We start from the raw sequence: 19883 nt of genomic DNA, 5'->3' as shown, positions 1-19883 counted from the left end.
GTTTCGTCTTTCACTGACCATTCAGCACTCCTACTTCCTCACCTCTCATGGCAACTTCTACCGCGTCTCGTGCCAACTTCAAGCACTACATTCTCGTCACCCTGACCTATTGGGGCTTCACGATTACTGATGGGGCCCTGCGGCTGTTGGTACTGCTCTACTTTAATAACATTGGCTATACCCCGATTCAGATTGCCTCGCTGTTTCTGTTTTACGAAGTCTTTGGAGTGGTTACAAACTTCTTGGGCGGCTGGATTGGGTCTCAGTTGGGGCTAAAGGTGACACTCTATACGGGGATTGGGCTACAAATCTTTTCTCTGGTGTTGTTGTCCTTTCTTAATCCTGGCTGGGCGCAATGGTTAGCGGTGCTATATGTGATGGTGGCTCAAGCATTTTCAGGCATTGCTAAAGACTTGACCAAAATGAGTACCAAAAGTGCCATTCGATTAGTTGTACCGCAGGATGCTCAGTCTGCTTTGTTTAAGTGGGTTGCGATTCTGACAGGTTCTAAGAATGCGCTTAAAGGAGTCGGCTTTTTTGTGGGCAGTGCCCTACTAGGATTGTTTGGTTTCGTTAATTCCTTGTGGATTATGGCGGGAGGCTTGTCTCTATTGTTGTTTACGGGCTTGTTTCTGCCGAAGGGAATGGGCAAAATTAAGGCAAAAGTTAAGTTTACTCAACTCTTTTCTAAGAGCCGTGAGATCAACATTTTGTCTGCGGCGCGATTCTTTTTGTTTGGCTCTAGAGATGTCTGGTTTGTCGTCGGATTGCCTGTCTTTTTGCGGAGCGTTTTGGGGTGGTCGTTTTATCAAGTCGGCGGCTTTCTCGCCTGTTGGGTGATTGGCTATGGCATTATTCAATCCCTTGCTCCGACGCTAATTCGACGATTTGGATCGAGTCGTCCGCCTCAGTCAAAGACAGTTCAATTTTGGACATCAGTGCTTACTGTGGTTCCGGCAGCGATCGCGATTTCTCTGCAATCGGGAGTTTCTGCAAATGTCGCGATCGTGGGTGGGCTGCTTTTGTTTGGCGTTGTCTTTGCGTTTAACTCTGCTGTTCATTCTTATTTAGTTCTAGCATTCACCGATGATGACAAAGTAGCGTTAAATGTCGGCTTTTACTACATGGCAAATTCGGGGGGGCGACTAGCGGGGACGGTGTTATCTGGGTTGGTGTATCAGTTTTATGGGTTAGTAGGCTGTTTGTGGGTTTCGACCATTTTAGTGTTAGCGGCGGCAGTGATTACTCGCAAACTGCCTGATCCTCAGCCGAGCCGAGAGATTGCCTGGAAAGCGGAAGGCGGTGATTGAGGTCTCTGTTTGATTCATATTTCGCCAATTGCTGGAAAACCGGGCGTTGCTGATTGGAGGGATAAATCTGTGGGAAGTGTCCAGCTTTTCGCCCCCTAAATCCCCCCAAAATTGGGGGACTTTGAACCTTGGGTTTCTCTCCGCTTTGGGGCAATTCATCCCCTGATTCAGCAACGCCGAAAAACGCTGTTGATAGCGATCGCCTGTTGGTACGATCGACACACAATTCATCAAAAATCTTGATCTTGCGGTCGCCCCAACTAGACATCTTGCAGTCGCTTTGGAGTATCAGACGATACTGAATCAGTTAATACTATGACAACGTTTGATCATCCTCCCAGAATTTTGTTTTTGTATGGTTCTCTCAGGGAGCGTTCTTATAGCCGTCTTGCTGCGGAGGAAGCGGCCCAAATCATTCAAGAATTTGGGGCAGAAGTCCGATTTTTTGATCCGCGTGAGCTTCCAATTTATGGCAGTGTGCCTGATACTCATCCCAAGGTGCAGGAGTTGCGATCGTTGAGCCAGTGGTCAGAAGGTCAGGTGTGGTGTAGTCCAGAAATGCACGGACAGATCACAGGCATTCTCAAGAATCAGATTGATTGGATTCCTCTTAGCATTGGAGCGGTCAGACCGACTCAGGGAAGGACTTTGGCAGTCATGCAGGTGAGTGGAGGGTCTCAATCGTTTAATGCAGTGAATACGCTACGGTTGTTAGGTCGATGGATGCGAATGTTTACGATTCCTAATCAGTCTTCGATCGCTAAAGCGTATCAGGAATTTAATGAAGATGGCACGATGAAAGATTCGCCTTACCGCGATCGCGTAATCGATGTGATGGAAGAACTCTACAAATTTACATTGCTGTTGAGAGAACAAGTAGATTACCTAGCCGATCGCTATAGTGAACGCAAAGAGAAAAAGGTGGAGTGAGTGTGATGATCACCGCCATACCAAGATGAATGGCACTGACTTAGGAAATTTAAGGGTTTTGATCTCCTGAATCAGTTCAGTTCCTTGGATGGGGTGCGAATATTATGGGGTCGATCGCTCCATCTTTGGTCGCTGTCGAGTGAGAATACTCATCACTTCTCCAAACGAGGGTGCAGGCAGTAAAGGACTCCAATCGGTGGCATTTGCAAATCGTCGGACGTGTAGATTTTGAATTGTCTCCGTTACCCCGTCTGAGGAACCGATAATTAACACTCGCAGGATTTCAAACTCATCAGAGTGAGGAATCGCAACGTCAGGTAAAAGATCCTGAAGCGGAATGCGAAGCGAAGTAATCGTGAAACGGGGAATGGAATCGGGAAGGAAACGGCGCTGAATCAATTCTAGAAATGCGTAGGCGAAATCGCACAGCCAAAAGCCAGCGTTCAAAAGGCGCTCTGCCATGTAGGTACTCCAATTTTAGGTCTCCAAAGAAACCCAAAAAACTAGCCGCCCCAAAGAGCAGAACAAGTCGGAGCGACCAAAGGAGTGATAAAATCCTCCATTAGCCCTCTTGACTGGGAACAGCAGTCTTGCGGGTTAGCTGCCCTTCGTTGCTTGCTACAACTTGGGGCGGCGACAGACTCAGTTTTTTGGGCGATCAGACAACTTTCCCGTGACGAAAAGATGTCCTTGATTTGAGAGAATATCTGGAATTTTGATTCTCGTCAAGTAGAGATTGGAGTCATTTTGTGAAGCGAGCCGTTTGATAAGTGAACGTGAATTCGATGAAATCGTTCGCTACGGTGATTAATCCGGGCAACCCCCTAAATCCCCCATTCTGAGGGACTTTGAACCAGAAGTCTGACCCTAAAGTCCCCCAAAGTTGGGCTACCGTGTACACACAAGTTGATTGATCCGTCATTGCCGAGACCCTTCGCCCCCTAAATCCCCCAATTTTGGGGGACTTTGCTAGGCAATCTCTCTGGGTCAAAGTCCCCCAGATTGGGGGATTTAGGGGGCTGAAGCCGATTGAAACGAAGCGATTCCGGCCTTGTGTGTACACGGTAGCAAAGTTGGGGGGTTGGGGGGCAGAAGACTAAAACAACGCAGCGAAAAGTCTCAATCGAATTTACGTCAACCGAATTTACGTCAACAAATTCCTTAGACTCTAAAGCGCTTGCTCAGACAACGGCCAGTGCCCCCACGACGCACCAAAATCAGTTCCGCAACAATGCTGACAGCAATCTCTTCGGGAGTCAGTGCCCCAATATCAAGACCGATCGGCGCATAAATCGATCGCAATCTACTTTGAGAAATTCCTCTGTCTTCTAGTGATTGATAAACCTGTCGTACTCGTTTCTCGCTGCCAATCATTCCAATATATTGACAATTTAATTTTTGGTTCAATAACGTTTCTAAAGCCATTAGATCTTGTTGATAGCCGCGTGTCACTAGAGCAACGTACAGCATTGTGTGATCTGTAAATTGATCAATCACATCAGCGATCGCTTCCGTGTAAATTTTGGAGGCGTGAGGGTAGCGGTTTGCATTCGCCCATTCAGCGCGATCGTCCTGTATCACGATTTGAAATCCGCTCAAGTGCGCGACTTTTGCCAACTGTTGGCCGACGTGTCCTGCACCAATGATCAGCAGCGTGGGTGGGGGCTGTAGCGTTTCTGTAAAACTGTTGGGGGTTGATTCGTTTAGCAAATGAGGCAACTGATCTGCATCAAAGGGGGTGACCAATGTGGCGGATTGTCCGGCTTTGAGACAATGTAGAATTTGTTGAACTAGAGAAATTGTCCACTCTCCAGACCACCGTTCTAGCCACACCTGCATTTTGCCTCCACAAACGCCCTGAGTTTTTCGCTGAGGGGTTCCTGTGAGATCAATTTCGACAAACTGTTTTTTGCCTGTTTGCAGCACGATCGCGGCTTGCTCAATGATCGAAGCTTCTCCCGCACCGCCCCCAATGGTTGAGAAGATCCGATTGTGAGAGCCGATGATCATCTTTGCGCCGACTTCTCTGGGCACCGAACCTTTGACACTGACCACCGTTGCGACCACGACGGATTCTTGACCCAACCATTCAGCCAATCGAGCATAAAAATCCAGCGTCATGTCACCAAAACGGGATCAACAATAGAAGCAGCCGGAGTCCGAACCTGCTCGATCGCCCACAGGGTGACTTCTGGAGTCAAAGGAGACGAAAGGGGCACTTGGTTAGGCTGTCCAAACGCGGCAATGGCTTCTCGAATCGCTTCTCGGACGGCGATCGCCAACATAAACGGAGGCTCCCCGATCGCTTTGCTGCCATAGATCACACCATCTTGTGCGGCTCGTTTTAGTAAGTGCACGTTGAAGTGTTCGGGAACTTCGCTAATCGTGGGAATTTTGTAAGTACTGGGGGCATCGGTTCGCAGTCGTCCTTGAGCATCCCACACCAATTCTTCCATCGTCAGCCAGCCCATTCCCTGCACAAATCCGCCTTCGATTTGACCTTGATCGACTAGCGGATTCAACGACTCGCCCACATCATGCACAATGTCTACTTGGCGTAGTTTGAATGTGCCCGTAAAGCCATCGACTTCTACTTCACAGACCGCAGCACCATACGCAAAATAATAGAACGGCCGACCTTTGCCTGTGGTTTCATCCCAATAGATATTCGGCGTGCGGTAATAGCCCGTGGCAGACAGACTAATGCGATCGCTATAAGCCTGTTTCACCACATCAGCAAAGTTGACAGAAAGTTGAGGATAGCTGCGACAGAAGATGCGATCGTCTTCAAACACCAGATCTTCGGGCGTATCCAACATCATCATGCTCCCCGCCACCGTCGCCAGCCTTTCTCGAATCGTTTCACACGCATTTTTGACCGCCTGACCATTCAAATCTGAGCCACTCGAAGCGGCTGTTGCAGAGGTATTCGGTACTTTGTCAGTGCTAGTCGGCATCATGCGAAACCGTTCTAACTTCACGCCCAAGGCTTGAGACGCAACTTGTAGCATTTTGGTGTGCAGTCCTTGCCCCATCTCTGTGCCACCGTGGTTGAGTTGAATGCTGCCATCGGCATAGACAAGAATCAACGCTCCCGCCTGATTGTATTGGGTCTTGTTGAAGGAGATCCCAAACTTGACGGGCGTAATGGCCAACCCACGTTTTTTGTAAGCATTGGACTGATTGAATTGAGCGATCGCGACCTTCCGTTCTGCGAAATTGGCGTTGGCTTTGGCTTCATTCCAGATGCGCGTCAGCCGATTGTCATAGAGTTCTTGTCCGTAGTGCGTGGTATTCGTTTCGCCAGCCCCGTGATAGAAATTGCTCTCGCGCACCCCATCCGGCGGCAGATTCAAATGGCGGGCAATGCGATCGATCACTTCTTCGATCACAATCATCCCTTGTGGGCCACCAAATCCCCGAAACGCTGTATTCGAGACGCGATTCAGTTTAGCAATCTGCCCCCGCACTTCCACATGAGGAATGTAGTAGGCATTGTCTACATGCAGCATTGCTCTCAATAGAACGGGAGGCGACAGATCGAGACTCCAGCCGCCATCCGCATAGAGATCCACATCCAAAGCAGTGATCATGCCATCTGCCGTAAAGCCAACTTTGTATTGACACAGATAGCCGTGTCGTTTGCCCGTGAGAATCATATCGTGGTGTCGTCTCAGCTTGACTCGTGCGGGACGGCCGGTTTTGTGAGCGGCGATCGCAGCCACCGATGCAAACGGATTCGCCTGAGATTCTTTGCCGCCAAATCCACCGCCCATTCTCAAACAGGTCACAACCACTTGGTTACTTGACACACCCAACACTCGCGCCACAATGATCTGAGTTTCAGTCGGGTGCTGTGTTGATGAATAAACCTGATAGTGTCCCTCGCCATCCGGAATCACCCAACTCGCCTGAGTTTCGAGGTAGAAGTGATCTTGTCCATTCATTTCGACTTCCCCTTCGAGGCAAAAGTCTGAAGTTTGAAGTGCCGCTTGCGGGTCGCCTCGACGAACTAACTGCGATCGATTGTGAAAGCTCTGAGCAACAATGGCATCTTTAATGCTCAAGATCGGCTCCAATGGCTCATAGTCAACGACTACTTTTTCGGCTCCTAGTCGAGCGGCAGTCTCAGTTTCACCAACCACCCAAGTAACCGCCTGTCCCCAATAGCTTGCTTCATCCGTGGCTAGTAACACTTCATCGTGAACAATCACCCCAGTATTGTTTTCTCCCGGCACATCATCAGCAGTCAGAACCGTTACAACACCCTCCACCTCGTAAGCCGCAGACACATCGATTTTAGTAATCCGTGCCCTCGCATGGGGAGACAGAACGGGGAATAGCGACAACATACCCGCAGGAATGGGCTGATCGTCTGTGTAGACTGCTGTTCCGCTGACGTGAGCTTCTGCACTTTCATGACTTTTGCGTTTGCCAACTGCGCTCATGATGCCACCTCTTCTCGCTTGTGTGCCTCACCGAATTCTACAAAAAATTTCTCAAATAGATTCGCCACCAACAGCTTCCGATAGTCTGCACTGCCTCTCAAATCTGTCAACGGGGTAAAGGCTTGTTTGAGGGCTGACTTTGCCTGCTGCACTGTTTCAGCATTCCAGAGCTTGCCGATTAATAGGTCTTCAACGGCGATCGCTCTCACAGGCGTTGCGGCTACTCCTCCATAAGCCAGCCGAGCGTGAATAATTCGCTGATCTGCATCCAGATCAATCACAAATGCCGCCGCTACAATGCTGATATCGTCCGTTCCGCGCTTACCGATTTTGTAGGATTGACTGCGGCGATTGATCCCGCTCACTTTAGGAATCCGTACTGAAACAATCACTTCACCTGGCTGTAAATCGGTTTGTCGATATCCCTTAAAAAAGTCGATTAGAGGAATGGTGCGTTCACCTCTAGCGCTGGCTAATCGCAACGTGGCATCAAGGGATAAGAGAACGGGAGGCAGATCCCCGATCGGGGAAGCCGTCCCAATATTGCCGCCCAACGTAGCACGAGTCCGAACTTGCCGAGCTGCAAACCAAAACAGCATCTCATCCAAACTAGGAAAGACTCCCCGCAGCCGATCCTCAAAGTGACTCAACGGCACAGCCGCCCCAATTTCTACAAAGTCTGATGTGTTCTCCAGCGTTTTCAATTCTGCTACCGCTTCGAGTGAGATGAGGACAGGAAACGATTGGCGATGGTAGCTAATTTCTAATCCTAAATCGGTTCCCCCAGCAATCAACTTTGCATCAGGGTACTCATTCATCAATGCAAAGACTTCTTCTAATCGAGTCGGACGATAAAAGAACTGTTCGTTGCCGTGATATCGAATTTCGTTCAGATTCGCGTCCGTATGTTTCAGCCGTTCTTCAAAGTAATCAGTTGACTCATCCGATTGCTGGGCGACCCCTTGCGGGGAACTCGAAGAGATCGCTTCCTGGGCCGCCCGTCGAATCGCGAGATAACCCGTACAGCGACACAGATTTCCCTCGACACAAGCATCATTTAAATTGCGATCGTAATAAGCCGCAAACAAACTCATCACAAATCCCGGCGTACAGTACCCACATTGAGAACCGCCCGTTTTCACCATCGCCGCCTGTACTGGATGGAGCGTTTCCTGACTCACCCCTTCAACCGTGACAATTTCTCGCCCCGCCACCGACCCCAACGGAATTAGGCAGCTATTGACGGCTTGATATTGAGGCTGACCATGAGTGCCCTGAGCGACGATCGCCACCGTACAAGCTCCACAGTCTCCATCACCACAGCCTTCTTTAGTCCCAATCCGTCCACTCTGCCGCAAATATTCCAGCAAAGTCATCGTCGGCGACACGTCTTTGAGTCGAACGGTTGCCCCATTAATCATAAGAGTCAGATGGTTTTCGATAGCTTGGGTCACGTCTCAATGAATTGTAAAGGACTGATCAATACAAGTAATCTTAGCGCTTCACCCAAAGTCTCAACTGGTTCAAAGTCCATTAAATTGGGGGGTTGGGGAGCAAAATGCCAAACAACGAAGCGAATGAATTTTTTCAAATTGAAGCTTGATCGCTCTCTTGCATACTGTATTCACTTTGTCGTTGATGATGTGTACTGACCTATACTTTTCAGCCAAAAAACCGTTCACCCTCACTCACCCAGGGCAAAGCCTGCCCCCATTTTTTGTTAAACACAAAAGAATCTAATGGCTTGCGTTGACGAGGAGAAAACTCACGATCGCGAGATTGCTCCGACAGCGGGTTATTTGCAGGTGACTTTTAAAGCATTTCTAGTGGTTTTGCAGTACGAGGCGGCGGAAAGGCTTGATTCAAATCAGCTAGATCTTCTGGCGTTAAGACGATCTCAAGCGCTGCATAATTTTCACGAATGCGATCGGGATGACTCGACTTTGGAATCACCATCACATCCTTTGGCTGAAGTAACCAGGCGATCGCGATCTGGGCCGGAGATGCAGTGTGTCGATCGGCAACCGTTTTCAAAGTGGAATTCTTCAACAATCTGCCTTGTTCGATCGGTGAGTAAGCCATGAGAGGAATGCTATTTTTGCGACACCAAGGCAACAAGTCCCACTCGACTCCACGACGGCTGAGATTGTAGAGAATTTGATTCGTCGCCGTCAAACCTTGATCAAACTGGCGGGCTTCTTCCATATCAGAGCGATCGAAGTTACTCACCCCAAAATCGAGAATTTTTCCAGCCTGACGCAGTATGTGAAATGCCTCAAACGTCTCTGATAAAGGAACTGAACCGCGCCAATGTAGCAAATAAAGATCCAGATAATCAGTGCCCAGTCGCTTTAGGCTACGATCGCACGCCTGTATCACGCCCTGACGAGTGGCATTGTGCGGATAAACCTTGCTGACGAGAAACACTTGATCTCGCCGTCCCGAAATGGCTTTGCCGACGATCGTTTCTGCGCCGCCTTCTCCATACATTTCAGCGGTGTCGATTAGAGTCATTCCCAGATCCAATCCTAGGCTTAGGGCATCGGTTTCGGCTTTGCGGGTGCGATCGGCTTCTCCCATTCGCCAAGTGCCCTGTCCCAAAATGGGCATTGGTCTTCCAGACGGCAGTTTGACTGTCCACATAGTCTGCAATTCACCTGATCAATTAGTTAATCAATTAATAGTAAGGACACTCAGATCTGTAATCAAGATAGAAAAGGCATAAATTTTGTGGCTTAATCAACCCTCTAAACCGCCAAACTTCTCGAATGGGTCTATCAAAGACTGCCTGAAATGATAACGGAATGCTAGCGTAAATGGGGACTTGTGTAAGCAAGGAATCGAATGAGTTTGTTTACGTTACTCATTCTGAAAATATGGTGAGGGTTTCTGCATCACTTTCTGGAGTAGCATAGTCAGTCCAGCAATCGTTAGTTTGAGGTGGCGAATAATGGTAACGAAGTTGCAGCAGTTGGTCAAGACGATCTCAAGATCCACACTTTTGAGCAGAGGCCATAATCTCTGGACTTTGAACCAACAGGATTGGAACCTACCTTTAACAAGGATAGAAAAGTTATTGATTGGAGCGTATTTGATTTTGGATGACTACTCGCGTGGAGAGTTTCCTCCAAAATTTAATGATGAGAAAACGACTCATGACGCAGAGATCGCTTACCGTTTTTCATTGCCAGAAGTCACTGCCTCCGAAGTTGCTGAAAGTGAGCTTCGCAAACCATTTTGGTTTGGATATGGAACAAGAAAGTATCTTACAGACCTTATCGATCTCGTGGTCATGCTTGAAAGACTACAGATTCATCCGCCACAAAAACTACTCGAACTTGGATGCGGATCTGGATGGATGTCAGAATCACTAGCTTTAATGAAGTTTGATGTAGTGGGTACTTCAATCTCTCCTCATGATATTAGGGATGCTAAGACTAGTAGACTGTCAATCTTTAATTGAGGGATAAATTTTCTCAAAATCTGCTTTCATTCGAGGGTTACAGCCCCTAGCTGTCTCTCATTTTAATCTTGACAGACCACTAGGATTAAAAGCTTTGAAGCGAAAAATCTCAAGGTCAACCTAGAATTCATTGAAGTTCCAATGGAAACAGTTGCGGCAGCAGTCCCACATCAGGGGTTATTTGATGCTGTATTAGTTTTTGAAGCATTGCACCACGCTTATGACTGGAGGAAAGGGGGCGTTCCTGGATCCAAAAGCGAAGCGAAGCGTTCATCGAACTGACGGTAAAAAGATACACGCTACCAGCCTTTCTCAGCCTTGTCTAATACATAGGCAGTCACAGAGGCAATTTGTTCTTCCGTGAGGCGACCTTTGAAAGCGGGCATTGCGCCTTTACCTTTCGTGACCTGAGTGACGATCGCCGCTGTCGTATCTTTAGCATTGGCAACCAGAGCATCTTTCTTCAACGTCTTGGCAGCATTGATCACGTTTCCGCCGCCCATATGACAGGATGCACAGTTTACATTAAAGACTTTGGCACCTGCGGCAATATCAGCATCCGCGAGAGCAGGCTGGTCAGACTCATAAATAACAGAGCCACTGTAAAAATGAGTGTTAGAAGTGTTCTCATTGAGGATCAGTAGATCGAGAATTCTTTAGGAAAGGGGTAGAGTCAGGCAAGAAAGAATTGAAATTACGCCATGACTCCGGCATCCCCAAGTTCAGTATCTGCCCTTCCCGCCTTGACGGATGAATCGGCTTTGAGCGCAACCCTCGATCGTCTGCTCAAACATTTGACCGTTCCCACCCAAGGCGCTATCGAGATCCCCGCACCACCGAAACTGGACAACAGCGACAACAACACCTGGTTCAAACCTTGCAGCAGCGGATAGAGCAGTTAGGGTATCAGGTTCAACTGACTCCCATTGCCGCCGCTCAATCACCCGTCTAATCCTCTATTTTCAAAGCGAGTCTAATATGTAGCTGTGAGTAGCAAAATTAACGATCGTGGCTAGAATAGAGGCACTCTAAACCCGGTAGTACTCCGTTCCACATTTTGCGTTCTATGAGAGGCATTCCTGCTCGGCTCCTGACTATCTCGGCGATCGCAGCACTTCTGACAATCGCCCCTGCGGTTTGGGTGCAAGCTCAATCGATTGCGCCAGGCAAACCCCAAGCTGACCGACTGTTCAAAACGGGTAGTGACTATCTCAAACAAAATGTTCTAGTTCCAGCTTCTCAATCTTTGGAGCAAGCCCTGAGCGCCTATCGTGCGATCGCAGATATCGAAGGACAAAGGGCTGTTTTGCTGCAATTAGCGATCGCTGAAGTTCGATTAGGCAAATATGACCAGGCTTTCAGTCGCACTCAGCAAGCCCAAGCCCTTCCGGGTCGTCATTCTTCTCAAGGCGCGATTCTCAGTACGCAAGGCTCAATTCAATTAGAACGGGGCAACTACCGAGAAGCTTTGCGATTGTTTAGGGCGGCAGCAGGAGGACAAGGCGCAGACATCGGTGCAGAAACTCGTAATCGTCTGGGAATCGGCGAAACGCTACACGCATTAGGATTTTATACACAGGCACTCGACGTTTTACTGCTAGCCATTCGTGCGCCCGGCGATCTCGTCGATCAGGGTCGTGCCTTGAATGCGATCGCAGATGTCTACTTCAGCCTGGGACAATACGACACTGCAAAAACCTACTACAATCAAGCGCTAGCAGTGCGTCAAGGGGTCGGGGATTGGTTGAGCTACGATCGAACACTTCAAAGTCTGGGGCGGGTCAGTCAAGTTCTCAAACAACTCAACCAGTCGCAAACCTATTATCAGCAAGCGCTGAAAGGAATGACCGGGCGGGGAGACCAGACTGGAAAGGTCAGTGTGTTTCGAGGAATGGCTCAACTGGCAGCAGAGCAAGCCAATCCCAAACAGGCACTTTCTTACTACGAACAAGCGTTAGCAACAACTCGTCTGGCGGGTGATGCAGGTCGAGTAGCCGTTCTGAACGATTTAGGATTTTTCTACAAAAGTCAAAACCAGTTTGAGTCTGCGATCGCGACCTTAGAAGATGCGCTGAGACTAGCCCGACGCAATGGAGATGTGCAGGGTGAAATCAGAGCCTTGAGCGGGATTGGAGAAACTCGGTTACAGCTTGATCAAAAACTTAACCAAAAACAATCCGGACAAGCCAAACAGGCTTCCAAAGTTCTGCAAACTGCGATCGAACGGTTTGAATCTTTGCGCCCTGGGCTGCGAGATGCAGATAAAGTTGCGCTGTTTGAAACCCACGCTCATATCTATCGATTGCAACAGCAAGCCCTGATTCGCCAAAATCAGCCTGCCCAGGCATTAGCGATCGCAGAGCGAGGACGAGCCAGAGCCTTTGTCGAACTGCTCTCACAGCGCTCAAAAGAAGAAATCGCCAACATTCAACCGCCCACCGTGACCGAGATTCAGACGATCGCCAAACAGCAACGAGCCACGATCGTCACCTATTCGATTATCTACGGCGCAAATCACGAAGAATCTGAACTCTATAGCTGGGTCGTCAAACCAACCGGAGAAATCAATTTTCGCCAAGTTGACCTCAGCAAACTGCAAAATCGACCGAATTCGATAGACACGCCTACAGTCCCATCTCGCGGGGCTACTCCTGAAGGAAGTGACTCATTCATAACGAATTTTGTGATGGCTATCCGAGGCACTATCACGCAACCTACAGAAAGCGCTTCAGAGCCTTCGACCGTTTTATCCTCGACTCAAACTGCCTATCAAATCTTGATTCAATCGATCGCTGATTTATTGCCCAGAGATGGCACCGCTCGCGTCATCTTCATTCCCCAAGATGCCCTTTTTCTGGTTCCCTTTGCTGCCCTCCAGGATGCGAAGGGTCAGTATTTAATTCAAAAGCATTCAGTTCAGGTGTCTCCTTCAATTCAAGCTTTGACGCTGGCCCGATCGCGCCTATCAAATCAGAAGTCTGCGCTCATTGTGGGCAATCCAACGCCCATGCCGAACAACTTGCCTAACCTACCGGGAAGCGAACGAGAAGCGACTGCGATCGCGCAGTTATTAAACACTCAAGCGATCGTCGGTCGAGAGGCCACTAAATCGCGCGTCCTTAAAAGAATTTCTCAGGCTTCCATCATTCACCTTGCGACCCACGGGCTACTCAACGACAGACAAGCTCTCCAAAGTTCGCTGGCTCTTTCTGCGTCTGATCAAGGCGGACTGCTCACGGCTGAAGAAATTTTTGATCTGCGATTAGGGGCTGACCTCGCGGTTTTGAGCGCTTGCAACACAGGACGCGGCAAAATTACAGGAGATGGCGTGATTGGCTTATCGCGATCGCTGATGTCGGCTGGCGTTCCGAGTGTGGTTGTTTCGCTTTGGCTGGTTCCCGATGAAGCAACGGCTTACTTAATGAATAGCTTTTATCGTCAACTCAAACAAGGCTCAGACAAAGCGAGAGCCTTACAGCAAGCGATGTTAGACACCCAGAAAAAGTATCCCGACCCCAAAGACTGGGCAGGCTTTACCCTGGTCGGAACCGCAGATTAGAGAACTGTACTTCCTCAGCAATCTATGGATTCGATGAGATGGTTCGCTTCGATTGTAGAGTTGGGTTGCCCCTAGATCCCCCACAAGTGAGAGACTTTGAACTAAATTCACGTGAATTCGATGATAATCCTTCGCTACGGTTACCACTCCGGGCAGCCCCCTAAATCCCCCACAAGTGAGGGACTTTGAACGAGAAATATTGTCTCAAAGTCCCCAAAAATTGGAGGGTTGAGAGGCAGAAGTGCCCAATAACGAAGCGAGAAAACGCCATCGAATTCACGTTAAATTTTTGTCGGAAAGTCCCCACAATTGGCAGCTTGGGGGGCAAAAGCGCTCAACAACGAAGCCAAGGAACTATATCGAGGTAGCCTCCCCTGAACAGCATTTTCCTGATCGACTATCGATCTCGTAGAAGAATAACTAATCAAAGATAGAGGCTGCCTGAAAATGAAAGCTTTTCGCCTTTTGACCGTCACAGCGCTGTTATTGACCAGCATCGGATTCGTCAATCCTGAAATCAGTGAAGCGCGATCGAGATTTGTCTTTCGGCCACCTCAACGCAAAAATCCCCCTTCAACTGCGGGTGCTGCTAGTCGGAGCGGTTTCTGTCTCGGTCAGCAAGAACCCTTGAGCGTGTTAGCACCTCGTGATCGGGTCAACCTGACCAGCCGTGAGCAACTCACTTTACTGGCATACATTCCAAAAACTTCAGCCCGATCGCTGCGGGTTGTTCTCGATATCTACCCCAGTTCTGGTACTAGCCGACCCAAAAGATTTTACGAAGCGGTTGTTCCCGTTTCAAAAACCCCTGGCATTGTTCGGTTACCGTTGAGTAGTGCGACAACTCCCAAGCTACAACCTGGTCAGCTTTATCGTTGGACAGTGGCGCTGCGATGCAGTGAGCAAGATCGGTCAGATGACACCGTATCCCGTGGATGGGTTGAGTATCTCCCAGTGAATACTACCCTTGCTCAAGCCCTCAAACAAGCCTCTCCAGAGCGTCGATCGTCGCTACTAGCAGAAGCAGGACTCTGGCACGATACCCTTCTCAGCCTGGACGAAGCGCGCAACCCTAACAATGCAGCCTGGAAGAACGACTGGAAATCACTCCTGACAGTAGCAGGGCTAGAATCACTCTCAAACGCCCCCAGGATTGACAAATGATTAGATTTGCAGGAATCTGCATCCCGCCTGCTATGAAACGCTTAAAACAACAACTCTGGCAAGGGCGCGGTGTTCTGATTGCGGCTCCAAGCGTCACAGCGATCGTGCTGTTGGTGCGTCTGAGCGGCAGCTTACAATTTTTAGAATGGGCAATGTTTGATCACTGGGTGCGCTTGCGGCCGTCGGAGGCTCGTGAGACGCGCATTACCCTTGTAGGAGTGACCGAATCCGATGTTCAGCGCTATGGCACTCCGCTCACTGACGAAACGCTTGCCGCAGTCCTCGAAAAGCTCAAACAACATCAACCTGCTGCGATCGGACTCGATTTGTATCGAGATATTCCTGTCGGAAAGGGCTACGATCGCTTGGTCAAAGTGTTTAGATCAACACCCAATCTAATCGGGGTGCAAAAGGTTGTCGGTAGTGCCGCGAGTGGTTCTGTTGCGCCTGCTCCCGTGTTGCAGCAGTTAAATCAAGTGGCGGCGAATGATGTGTTACTAGATACAGATGGCAAAATTCGACGCGGACTGTTGAGCGTCATGGACGGCAATACCCCAGTACCAAGCTTTGCAGCCCTGCTCTCGACGCTCTATCTAGAAAAGCAAGGCATCTTTCCTGAAGAAGTTGCCGATTCGCAGGTAAAGCTGGGAAAAACGATCGTTGCTCCCTTTCAAGAACACGATGGCGGCTATGTTGGCGCAGAAATCGGTGGCTACCAAATTTTACTCAACTATCGCGGCGGCAGAAATAGCTTTGATCACGTCTCAGTTCAGCAAATTCTCGAAGGAACCGTCGATCCAAACCTTCTCAAAGGGCGCATTCTGATCATCGGTGCAACAGCCGAAAGCTTGAAGGATTCGTTTCTCACCCCTTACCGTGACCCCATGTTGGGAGTTGAGATTCATGCAGCGCTAACGAGTCAGTTGATCAATACTGCGCTGTTCGATCGTCCTCTTATTCAATCTTGGTCAGACGTGAATGAGGGCATTTGGATCTTTTCGTGGTCAGTCATTGGGGCATTGCTCGTTTGGCGACGATCGCGACGCTTTGATGCTCTACAACTGTTAGTCAAGTTTTTAGCTGCGACGGTTATCTTAGGTGCAATCAGCTATCTTGTTTTCCTAAAAGGCTGGTGGATTCCGATTGTTCCGGCAGGGTTATCACTAGCTGGGGCAACGATCGCCATCACCGCATTTCAAGCACAATCCTCTTCCCAACTGCGTAAAACCTTTGGGCGCTACTTAACCGATGAAGTCGTCACCCAGCTACTAGAAACGCCAGAAGGCTTGACCTTAAAGGGCGAAAAGCGCAAAGTAACCACGCTAATTTCTGACTTGAGAGGCTTTACTCATCTCTCCGAAAAGCTTGCGCCCGAAGAAGTAGTGCGGATGCTCAATCTCTACCTGAGCGACATGACGCGCGTCATTAAAAGCTATGGGGGCACGATCAATGATTTAACCGGGGATGGAATTGTGGTTCTCTTTGGTGCGCCACTCCAGAAAGTAGATGATGCAGAACGAGCGGTAGCCTGTGCGATCGCAATGCAGCTCGCCATGACATCGGTCAATCAACGCAACCAGGAACTCAACCTACCCGTTCTAGAGATGGGCATCGGACTCAACACCGGAGAGGTCGTCGTCGGTAATATTGGGTCTGAAGATCACACCAAATACACGGCGATCGGAAGTCATGTGAATCTTGCTGCCCGAATTGAATCTTTTACAACGGGTGGACAAGTTTTAATTTCGCCCAATGTTTGGCAAGAAGTTCGGGAAATTGTCACCGTTGAGAGCCAAACCGAAGTTTTGATGAAAGGGATGACAACCCCTACAATGCTTTATGAGATCAGCGCGATCGCGGGTTGCCACACACTAAATCTGCCCAGTAGACCGTTGATCCTCAAGCAGTTGGCAAGCCCGATCGTGGTAAGAGGTTTTCTTCTGGATGGCAAACATTTAACAGACCAACAGGTTTGCGGAGAACTGGTTCGTCTATCTCACAAAGTGGCTCACCTCCAAACAGTTCAAACGCTTTTACCTCTAACTAACTTAAAGCTAAACTTAGCTCTAGCAGATTCTGAAGTTGAAGTTTATGCAAAAGTATTAAATCAAAAGGTTGATCACGGAACAGGCTACTACATCCAATGGACAACGGTGGCACCGGAGCTAGCGTTATTGTTATAGAGAAAATAGGCTGACGTTGTGTGATCCCTTGCGGTTGAGCTACGTAAGCTCACAGAATCAGCTTTCTGATACCTTCTATCGATCGAGATCAGATATGAAATTGAACCATCTTTTTGCTTATCTAATTGGATTCATTGCTCTAATATTATCTTTTCTTGTTTATATTCAATATATAGACCAGTTAGGTTTTCCTGATGGTTTTATAACTGAGCCGCAATATGCACAGAGGCGACTAGCTTATATATTCATTGGAATCAGTATTACTCTAAGTTCGTACTGTATCTATTTAGGCATAACCTCTCGACGAAAAGAAATCAGTAAAAAGGTGTTCGCTGTCACCATTTTGTATTTGATTTCTGTAATTGCTACAGTAATGGTTGACTATTACTACCGCTCACATCTAATTAATAGTACTGGTGGCTAAAGCAATCTCACAGTTCATGAACTAGCCTCACGTTTAGACTGTCCTTCAGGATGCATTCTTGATTATTTTGTTGGTCGATTCGATCGTGGACTGGTTAAAATTTAGCCAAATAAGAACTTGAAAATAAACCTTAACGGTAACTTATTCAAGGTTTAATACGGATTTATTCTGAGATTTGTCAGCTTCGCTAGTATAAAGTAGTGCCTGTTTCGCCTATGTCTAAACGTTTGTTGACAGCCGAAAACCGCTCAGGGCAGGTCTCTCATCTTAGTAGCAGAGGAAATCCTGTGAAACTTTGTCACATCTTGACAACGATCGCCTTGATGTCGCTTACCTTAAATAGCTGCCATTATTTCACCTCAGCAACGGCTGTGCAGTCAGACTCACCCGACGACTCAACTGAAATTGCGGCCGCGCGAAGTCCTACCCCGGTCTGGGCAGGCACCTTTGATCAGGCAAACTGGCGGCAGCAGTGGAAAGTGCAAAATCAGGCGAGTTGGGGCTGGCAAAATTTTGAGGTCGTTCCCGATTCGACCCGTCGGTTTTCTAAAGTGCTGCGCGTCTCATATCCCAAGGGATCTGCCAGTCCTGAGTCGGCCCGCAAGGGTGGAAGCGCGATCGGTGGTGGGCAATTTTTAGCGAGTTTGGGCATCAAACCTGCCGACAAACTGCGTCTGAGCTACTTTGTCCGATTCTCCAAAAATTTTGATTTCGTCAAAGGTGGCAAGCTCCCCGGACTTTTTGGCGGTGTGGCTAACAGTGGCGGCAAAACGCCCGACGGGACAGACGGATTTTCGACCCGCTATATGTGGCGACGGGATGGAGCAGGCGAAGTCTACGCCTACCTGCCCACCAGCAAAGAGTACGGAACGTCACTCGGTCGCGGAGCCTGGAACTTTGAACCCGGAGTCTGGTATCGATTAGAGCAGGAAGTAACCCTCAACCGACCCGGTAAAAAAGATGGTCGAGTCCGCGTGTGGATCAATGGCAACCAAGTCTTTGAACAAGCAGGCGTGGTCTTTCGATCGACTTCAACCTTAAAGATTAATGGCGTGTTTTTCTGCACATTTTTTGGGGGAAGTGATAAGTCGTGGGCTACTCCCAAGTCTGTGTATGCTGATTTTGCCAACTTTTCAGTGACAGCAGGTAGCTAGATTTTCCGTAGATTCACACCTTTTCATCCCTGTCATCCTGATGGGGACTTTTTGTATGGAAAAACAGATTAGGACAGTTCAAACGGCAACCACTTGCTGCTAACAAGGCGTGAATTCGTTGAAGTTTTTTCGCTTCGTCGTAAAGCATGTCTGCCCCCACGCCGGGAAACTCTCAAGATTTCTGGATCAAAGTCCCTCACGGGTGGAGAATTTAGGGGGCGTTCCCGAATGGAGAATCGCATTGGAGGATCTGATCGAATTCGCGTTAACAGCGGGTAGAACGTAAGCGTTTGAAGTGAGCTGCGTAGGGCATACTAATGCTCACACTCCAATTTCGCCCTTTACATGGTTTCCAGTGGAGAATTTAGGTTTATAAAATCACTGCTAGCCTTCGCAGGATTAGCTTTAGGGAATGAATCAGCGAATTGAGATAGAATCCATTTCTTCTAGTTACCCATCAGGGGTCGCACAACCTCACGGATCTTTGCCTCAAAGTGAAATTGAAAACATTCTAAATAAGCTTCCATCTGAGGCAAAACAGTGGGCCGAAAGCTTGCCCTGGAATCAACGTCGATATGTCCTTTCGCTGTGTCATTTACTCTGTGCAGCGACTCCTGATACTCAAGCAGAATTTCTAGATGAATATACTGCCAACGGACTGATTGCCAGACTGGTTGAGAATCGAGAGATTCAGCAAAAAGTTAAAGACAATCTCCAAAAGTTTCACATCCAGATAAGATTAACAGAAACAGTCGTTAGAGGCTATATTCGACAGTTTTATATTCACTCAGTGCAGGATGCGCGTCGTAAGCCTGACTTATTTTTAGAATCTGCTTTACGAATTGTCGCCAGCACTGAAGAACGTAACAATATTTTTAACTACATTTTGGGATTTGAACTATTAAAAATGATCTTTAAAATGAGTTGGCTTCAGCATGAGAAACTCTATCGGCTACAAAGAAATCAAGAGGAGTTTCTCACAACTTATATTAAGCCAGTTCAACATGCTCATCGCATCAATCAAATTATCATTCCTAAAGATGAAAAGCTGTTTTTTGCTCGTCGAGACTACTTCGTGCAAAAGCCTACAATCTCAGATAGAAAGCTGGTTGAGCTAGCGATCGCCACCTTCACCACCGAAGTCACGACTAGTTTTGGCTTTTCGATTATCCGCCATCCCGGATCACTGGCTTTTAGCTACGAAGAGATTTTCGTGCGTGAACAAGACTTAATTTTTCCAAATTAATC

Annotated in this window: 14 protein-coding genes and 1 pseudogene; 9 read left to right on the top strand and 6 right to left on the bottom strand. The window is 48.3% G+C overall.

Annotated elements, in window-relative coordinates:
- Nucleotides 1–47: 47 nt before the first annotated feature.
- Complete coding sequence (gene arsJ, locus ACKFKH_RS12965; RefSeq protein WP_446858719.1) at nt 48–1310, top strand: organoarsenical effux MFS transporter ArsJ; 1263 nt, start codon at nt 48–50, stop codon at nt 1308–1310.
- A gap of 306 nt (nt 1311–1616) precedes the next feature.
- Nucleotides 1617–2240: pseudogene (gene arsH, locus ACKFKH_RS12960) on the top strand (arsenical resistance protein ArsH); the annotation flags it as partial.
- A 102-nt stretch (nt 2241–2342) separates the two neighbouring features.
- Here the strand turns inward: arsH and ACKFKH_RS12955 are convergent.
- The 5 genes from ACKFKH_RS12955 to ACKFKH_RS12935 form a co-directional block, all read right to left on the bottom strand.
- A complete protein-coding gene (locus ACKFKH_RS12955; protein WP_446858718.1) occupies nt 2343–2702 on the bottom strand; it encodes a hypothetical protein in 360 nt (119 codons plus the stop codon).
- Nucleotides 2703–3401: 699 nt separating this feature from the next.
- The gene (locus ACKFKH_RS12950) at nt 3402–4361 is read right to left on the bottom strand and encodes an XdhC family protein (protein WP_446858717.1); all 960 of its coding nucleotides are present in this window, start codon (nt 4359–4361) and stop codon (nt 3402–3404) included.
- Entirely contained in the window at nt 4358–6688 is a 2331-nt protein-coding gene (gene xdhB / locus ACKFKH_RS12945) for a xanthine dehydrogenase molybdopterin binding subunit (protein ID WP_446858716.1), read from the bottom strand. The genes ACKFKH_RS12950 and xdhB overlap by 4 nt, the downstream gene beginning before the upstream one ends.
- Nucleotides 6685–8142, bottom strand: coding sequence for a xanthine dehydrogenase small subunit (xdhA, locus tag ACKFKH_RS12940; RefSeq protein WP_446858715.1), 1458 nt, complete (start codon nt 8140–8142; stop codon nt 6685–6687). Before xdhA ends, xdhB begins: the two co-directional genes overlap by 4 nt.
- A gap of 358 nt (nt 8143–8500) precedes the next feature.
- Nucleotides 8501–9331, bottom strand: coding sequence for an aldo/keto reductase (locus ACKFKH_RS12935; RefSeq protein WP_446858714.1), 831 nt, complete (start codon nt 9329–9331; stop codon nt 8501–8503).
- A 307-nt stretch (nt 9332–9638) separates the two neighbouring features.
- Between ACKFKH_RS12935 and ACKFKH_RS12930 the strand changes: the two genes are divergently transcribed.
- Entirely contained in the window at nt 9639–10151 is a 513-nt protein-coding gene (locus ACKFKH_RS12930) for a class I SAM-dependent methyltransferase (RefSeq protein WP_446858713.1), read from the top strand.
- A 299-nt stretch (nt 10152–10450) separates the two neighbouring features.
- On the opposite strand, the gene ACKFKH_RS12925 is transcribed toward ACKFKH_RS12930, so the two are convergent.
- Nucleotides 10451–10702 (bottom strand): c-type cytochrome, encoded by a 252-nt coding sequence (locus ACKFKH_RS12925; RefSeq protein ID WP_446858794.1) that lies wholly within the window; start codon nt 10700–10702, stop codon nt 10451–10453.
- Nucleotides 10703–10852: 150 nt separating this feature from the next.
- Here ACKFKH_RS12925 and ACKFKH_RS12920 point away from each other — a divergent pair, with 150 nt between their 5' ends.
- The 6 genes from ACKFKH_RS12920 (at nt 10853) to ACKFKH_RS12895 (ending at nt 19881) form a co-directional block, all read left to right on the top strand.
- Nucleotides 10853–11044, top strand: coding sequence for a hypothetical protein (locus tag ACKFKH_RS12920; RefSeq protein WP_446858712.1), 192 nt, complete (start codon nt 10853–10855; stop codon nt 11042–11044).
- A gap of 173 nt (nt 11045–11217) precedes the next feature.
- Entirely contained in the window at nt 11218–13710 is a 2493-nt protein-coding gene (locus tag ACKFKH_RS12915) for a CHAT domain-containing tetratricopeptide repeat protein (RefSeq protein ID WP_446858711.1), read from the top strand.
- A 447-nt stretch (nt 13711–14157) separates the two neighbouring features.
- Nucleotides 14158–14874 carry a DUF928 domain-containing protein gene (locus ACKFKH_RS12910; protein ID WP_446858710.1) on the top strand — a complete coding sequence of 239 codons (717 nt, stop codon included), beginning with the start codon at nt 14158–14160 and terminating at the stop codon, nt 14872–14874.
- Between the two features lie 32 nt (nt 14875–14906).
- Nucleotides 14907–17057: a CHASE2 domain-containing protein gene (locus ACKFKH_RS12905; protein WP_446858709.1), complete on the top strand. Its 2151-nt coding sequence runs from the start codon at nt 14907–14909 to the stop codon at nt 17055–17057.
- Nucleotides 17058–17768: 711 nt separating this feature from the next.
- Nucleotides 17769–18635 (top strand): polysaccharide lyase, encoded by an 867-nt coding sequence (locus ACKFKH_RS12900; protein WP_446858708.1) that lies wholly within the window; start codon nt 17769–17771, stop codon nt 18633–18635.
- A 412-nt stretch (nt 18636–19047) separates the two neighbouring features.
- Entirely contained in the window at nt 19048–19881 is an 834-nt protein-coding gene (locus ACKFKH_RS12895) for a cobyrinic acid a,c-diamide synthase (RefSeq protein WP_446858707.1), read from the top strand.
- Nucleotides 19882–19883 lie beyond the last annotated feature (2 nt).

Source organism: Phormidesmis sp. 146-20 (assembly GCF_052939475.1).
The sequence above is the reverse complement of the archived record's forward strand: the minus strand, read 5'-3'. Positions and strand labels throughout refer to the sequence as shown.